The organism is Microcystis sp. LEGE 00066 (assembly GCF_015207925.1).
GTDB classification, from domain to species: Bacteria; Cyanobacteriota; Cyanobacteriia; order Cyanobacteriales; family Microcystaceae; genus Microcystis; species Microcystis ichthyoblabe_A.
Window position 1 is genome coordinate 1 of record NZ_JADEVX010000250.1, and the last position, 4,926, is coordinate 4,926.

The 4,926-nt window shown below is 42.5% G+C and carries 7 protein-coding genes; 4 read left to right on the top strand and 3 right to left on the bottom strand.

What is annotated here, in order from left to right:
• Together IQ224_RS21570 and IQ224_RS21575 are read right to left on the bottom strand one after the other, a co-directional pair.
• Window positions 1–66 (bottom strand): transposase (locus IQ224_RS21570; protein ID WP_228036344.1); only part of this gene is annotated, 66 nt, incomplete at its 3' end.
• Window positions 67–212: 146 nt separating this feature from the next.
• The gene (locus IQ224_RS21575) at window positions 213–770 is read right to left on the bottom strand and encodes a PEP-CTERM sorting domain-containing protein (protein WP_194033479.1); all 558 of its coding nucleotides are present in this window, start codon (window positions 768–770) and stop codon (window positions 213–215) included.
• A gap of 259 nt (window positions 771–1,029) precedes the next feature.
• Here IQ224_RS21575 and IQ224_RS21580 point away from each other — a divergent pair, with 259 nt between their 5' ends.
• The 4 genes from IQ224_RS21580 (at window position 1,030) to IQ224_RS21595 (ending at window position 3,226) form a co-directional block, all read left to right on the top strand.
• A complete protein-coding gene (locus tag IQ224_RS21580) occupies window positions 1,030–1,329 on the top strand; it encodes a type II toxin-antitoxin system HigB family toxin (protein ID WP_190722746.1) in 300 nt (99 codons plus the stop codon).
• On the top strand, window positions 1,313–1,732 hold the full coding sequence (locus IQ224_RS21585; RefSeq protein WP_194033476.1) for a type II toxin-antitoxin system HigA family antitoxin: 420 nt from the start codon (window positions 1,313–1,315) through the stop codon (window positions 1,730–1,732). The genes IQ224_RS21580 and IQ224_RS21585 overlap by 17 nt, the downstream gene beginning before the upstream one ends.
• A 163-nt stretch (window positions 1,733–1,895) precedes the next feature.
• Window positions 1,896–2,786: a beta-carotene hydroxylase gene (gene crtR, locus IQ224_RS21590; RefSeq protein ID WP_194033477.1), complete on the top strand. Its 891-nt coding sequence runs from the start codon at window positions 1,896–1,898 to the stop codon at window positions 2,784–2,786.
• A 122-nt stretch (window positions 2,787–2,908) separates the two neighbouring features.
• Window positions 2,909–3,226, top strand: coding sequence for a hypothetical protein (locus IQ224_RS21595; RefSeq protein ID WP_002748869.1), 318 nt, complete (start codon window positions 2,909–2,911; stop codon window positions 3,224–3,226).
• On the opposite strand, the gene IQ224_RS21600 is transcribed toward IQ224_RS21595, so the two are convergent.
• On the bottom strand, window positions 3,227–3,781 hold the full coding sequence (locus IQ224_RS21600; RefSeq protein WP_002748867.1) for a hypothetical protein: 555 nt from the start codon (window positions 3,779–3,781) through the stop codon (window positions 3,227–3,229).
• Window positions 3,782–4,926: the final 1,145 nt, after the last annotated feature.

The following is a 4,926-nucleotide window of genomic DNA, read 5'->3' on the forward strand; positions in this document are numbered from 1 at the left end:
CCTTTTCTTTCTTCTGGTGTCCCCTAGGTCTGCATATTGTAATTCTTGGGCTGCCCATTTCTCCATTTTTTTGCTTACCTCCACCTTAATTCCTTCTTTCAAAACTATACCTATCAATCGTTTCCCCTTTTTTTAAGTTTCTTCTCTTTTTGTTAAGAAAGATCTGACTAATGGATAGGATAAGGGGGGCAGGGGGGATCAGTCGGTCAAAATTACCCTTCTAGTTTCCGTCCTTTGCACAATAAACCCACCCCCGCAACAGAGAGTAAACCGAGAACCGTCGCTGGTTCGGGAACGGTGGTCAGGGAATAATTGGCGAGGACGAAGAGTTCAAAAGTAGAACCGTAACTACCTCCGAAACCGAACCCCGTAACCACGTTCCCCGCAATGTCGTTAGTGGTGAAAAAGCCGAATAGCTCATTATCACAAGCAGTGTTGTCACAAGCGATAAAATCTAGTCCCGATCCGTCTAAGGATAGCACAGCCTGACCCGTTAGACTACCACCAGAAAGGTTCAAAGCGTCAAAAGAACCTATGAACGGGAGGGCAGGAACGGGAGAGCCGTTAAAGGTGGTATTACTGATAGAACTGACGAATACCGTGTTGTTATCCAGTTGCAGGGTTCCGTCCACCGTCGCAGTGATGGTTCCTAAGCTGGAGGTGTAGGAAAAGTTAAAAGTTGCGGCGCTGGCAACTGGTGCGAGGGTGGCGGTGGCTACTGTGGCGAGGGCGACGGTTAGGGGTTTGTTGAAGTATTTTTTCAGGGACATAATTCTGACTTGAATTTGTTTAAAATCTGCCCAAATTTTACCCCCCCCCGATTTTGTCAAGGTTGTTTCTATTTATATTTATTATGCTTTATCTAGCTATTGATTACTCGATTGGGGATTGAGGGCGATCTCCCAGAGATGCGCGAAGGGGTGCGCTTTTCTAGGGTGCGGGGGGCGATCGGTCAAATTGACATATACTATGATTATTAGAGCGATCAATGTTTATCTAAGTTAAAAAGAACAATAAAACTAGCGATCGATGCACGTGATCAGTAAAGTTAAATTACGAGAGTTTTGGCAACGCCACTCGGACGCGGAAGACGCTCTGAGCGATTGGTATAACTTCGCTAGTAAGGCTAACTGGAAAAATTTAGTAGAGGTTCAGGGTCGCTACCCGAAAGCGGAGGCGGTGGGAAATTTTACAGTTTTTAATATCAAGGGAAACAAATACCGTTTAATCGCTGACATCAATTATTCTCGTCAAACCATTTTCGTTAAATATATTCTCAGTCACGCTGAATACAATAAGGAGAACTGGAAAAATGATCCCTACTTCTAATCCATTAACCTATGGTGATTTACTCTTGCAGTATCAACCGAAACCGATTAATAACTCCCAAGAATACGAGCGATTTTTAAGCATAATTGAAGGGATGATGTCACGGGAGTTAAGCAATGACGAAGGACTATTATTTGATTTATTGGTGTTATTAGTGGGAGAATACGAGCAGAAACATTATCCGATCGCCCGAACAAATCCTACCGCTACGTTAGAATCGTTACTGGATGAATTCGATATCGATAGGGAGTGTCTTGTCGATATTTTCGGCGATCGGGATAGAGTAGAATCGGTGATAGCGGGGAAACAAGCGATCGCTCCCTCTCAAGCCGAGTCTCTAGCCGAATTTTTTAATCGTTTAAGTGCGAAACTGGCGTTAAGCGCCCGTGATTTTCTCTTGTAGCCTCGCTTTTCCTTCGGGGACTGAGGGGGGAAGACCATATAACAAATCCTTACTTTCTTCATAGCTTTAGATTAATTAAGATAATGTTACAAAACTTTATGAAAAAGGCGTAGTATGATAATTTACGCCAGTAAAGCGAACACAATAAGGAGCAACACCCATAATGCAGTCGGCCGAGATGTTGCTGACAGTCCCCAAAGAGTATTTAAAAGCACCGGGGGGCTTCAACCCAAACGTTACCATGTTTTTCAGTGCCTTGAGCCTAATAACCCTATCTACCTGTGGCTATTGGCTATGGTCCTGGCCGGACTGGATTTGTTTTAGTGCTAATGTCCTCGCTTTACATTTATCGGGGACAGTTATCCACGATGCCTCTCATAATTCTGCCCATAGGAATCGGGTATTTAATGCTATTTTAGGTCATGGCAGTGCTTTAATGCTCGGTTTTGCCTTTCCGGTCTTCACTAGAGTCCATTTACAGCACCACGCGCACGTTAACGATCCCGAAAATGATCCGGATCATTTTGTCTCCACTGGTGGACCTTTGTGGATGATTGCGGCCAGATTTTTTTATCACGAAATCTTCTTTTTTAAGCGGCAACTCTGGCGAAAATACGAACTGCTGGAATGGTTCCTCAGTCGTCTTTTTGTGGCTGCCATAGTCATCGTCGCCTGTCAATATGGTTTTATTGGCTATGTGATGAATTTTTGGTTTGTTCCCGCTTTAGTGGTGGGAATTGCCCTCGGTTTATTTTTTGATTATCTCCCCCATCGTCCTTTCCAAGAGCGTAATCGTTGGAAAAATGCCCGAGTTTACCCCAGTCCCCTGTTAAATCTGCTGATTTTAGGGCAGAATTATCATCTCGTGCATCATCTTTGGCCGTCGATTCCCTGGTACAAATACCAACCGGCATACTATGCCACTAAACCGCTTTTAGACGCAAAAGACTGTGAACAGTCTCTGGGTTTACTGCAAGGTAAGAATTTCTGGAGTTTCCTCTACGATGTCTTCCTAGGTATTCGCTTTCACTCCCATTCTTCTAAAACTTCTTGATCTTATTTATCGTAATGATGAGGTACAAAGTTTTCATTTTAGGGAGTCGGTGGTCGATTTTGTGAGAAACTCTCTATCTGTACTGGTTTTGTTGTCAACCTGATTTTTTGAAGGAGGATTTTATGAGTCAACATTGGGGAAAAGCCTTAATTTTAACAACAACTCTCTTGACAATTAACATCAATTATGCTAGGTCTTTAACCTTTGGTGAGGCCGTTGGTATTGGAGCGGGGGCCTTGTTAATCAACCGGGTGGTACAGGATAATAGACAACGTTATCGATTTGTGCCACCAGAGCAAGAATTTCAGCGCGGACTAGAGGACGGGTTTAACTTTGCCCGCTATGATAATCCGCGCAATTCCAGAGACTACGATGACGGTTTTATCGAGGGAAGAAGACGGCGGGAGTCGGGTTGGTCCAGCCCCAACCGGAGAAGTTAATTATTTTTTTGGTCTGCGTCCCACTTCGGCGGTTTCTTGAATGGAAAAGATCCTCAATTTGCCGTCGATGGGAGCGACTTTAGCCACCGCTTCCGATGCCACTATATAGTTATCACCCTCGGTATTGGTAATATTGACTACCCGCTCGCGAGTGATAATCGCCATCTCGTCATTAGCAAGAATATCCACGTCCCAATTCTCAGAAAGAACCTCTATACTTTTAATATTTTTGTAGGATTCCTCTAAAAATATTTTATGTTCCGTGATGCCATCTAACTCAAAAATTTCGGTACTAGCATCGGTTTTAATGGTCAATTGCGAGGAAATAAACGGGGCATAGTGTTTGAGGATTAGGGGGATATTTTTATCTTTAATGGCGGTTTCAATGTCTTGAATCATTGCTTTAATTTCCGCTTCACTGATTTTTTGTCCCCAATCGCGATTGCCCGATTGTTTCACCGGCACTATCGAGGGATTAGCATGGACAAAAGGGGGGGAGATACCAGGGAGAAGGGATAAACCGAGCAATAGAACAATTAATTGGGGAGAACGCATAATTTAATAAACTTGGTAAATTCAACCCGAATCATAGCATTTTCTCGTTACCGAATAAATCCTCAAGGTGAAAGGGCTGCATCTCATATTGGTAACTTTCTCTCACATATAGGTGAGCAGCAGCAGTTATTAAAAGAGGGCTTATTGCACCAATGGTAGGGGCGCATCGTGGTCAGTGAGTTTATTGAACTGCGTGCGCCCAAAATGTAATATAGATATTCCTACAAAATTGAGATGCCCCAAGTGAAAGTCCCTGGTTATACCATTTTTCTTTATTCGCGTCACAACGAATGCAGGCTTGGCAAGCATTCGAGCGTGGATGTCTGTCATGGATTTAGAAATTTGGTATTACTCATCGTTCGCTCATTTTTTCGAGCAAGAGTGGGTCAAACAGGTTAAAAAGCTTACCCAATAAAGGATTGAGCGGCTCGGACTGACTCGGTTTCATCCCGAAGCCAAGTAGTCAGTAGTAAGTAGTCGTGCAAAATTAATTTGCTAGTGAAGATAGGCAAAAGGCAAGAGGCAAGAGGCAAGAGGTGGTTAGATATGTGTAATTAATTTTGCGGCTCTTCTAGGTTCTGTGTGATAAGTTTAACTTACATAGGATTGATCAGTCTTTGTGTCCTTTGTGTCTTTGTGGTTCGTTCCACCCCCTCGCTAGGAAGAATGTATCTTAGAATACATTTTACCCACCAAACCCAAGAGAGCCATTTTGCTTAGGTACTTATAAATAGACTCCTCTTCTACGACCTTTATAGACTTTTTTATAACTAATCTTTTTCTCAATTGAGTATTCAAGATATCCAGTTAAACGATAACTTTTAAAAATTTCTTGTATCTTCTTTTCTAAGACTTTCTCATCCTTACCTGGTCTTTTTTGGGCTCTTCGGTTTGTCTTATGCAAGGGACGGGATGATAGGAGATGAAACCCTTATAGCCCACATTCCGCACCCTCAACTGTCACAGATCAAAAAAGCCATTAAAGCCCACATTCCGCACCCTCAACTGTCACAGATCAAAAAAGCCATTAAAGTAGTACATAATAACTAAAATTAATTCAAAGGTTAAAAGGGTTAATGAGAATATATAGCATTAAAAGGGGTATGGAGCGAGAAAGAGAAAATTCAAGAGAAAAAAATAATTGT

Bases quoted from the DNA above. Each gene is read 5' to 3' on its own strand.
- IQ224_RS21575 (WP_194033479.1), bottom strand. From the start codon at position 770: ATGTCCCTGAAAAAATACTTCAACAAACCCCTAACCGTCGCCCTCGCC.
- IQ224_RS21580 (WP_190722746.1), top strand. From the start codon at position 1,030: ATGCACGTGATCAGTAAAGTTAAATTACGAGAGTTTTGGCAACGCCAC.
- IQ224_RS21585 (WP_194033476.1), top strand. From the start codon at position 1,313: ATGATCCCTACTTCTAATCCATTAACCTATGGTGATTTACTCTTGCAG.
- crtR (WP_194033477.1), top strand. From the start codon at position 1,896: ATGCAGTCGGCCGAGATGTTGCTGACAGTCCCCAAAGAGTATTTAAAA.
- IQ224_RS21595 (WP_002748869.1), top strand. From the start codon at position 2,909: ATGAGTCAACATTGGGGAAAAGCCTTAATTTTAACAACAACTCTCTTG.
- IQ224_RS21600 (WP_002748867.1), bottom strand. From the start codon at position 3,781: ATGCGTTCTCCCCAATTAATTGTTCTATTGCTCGGTTTATCCCTTCTC.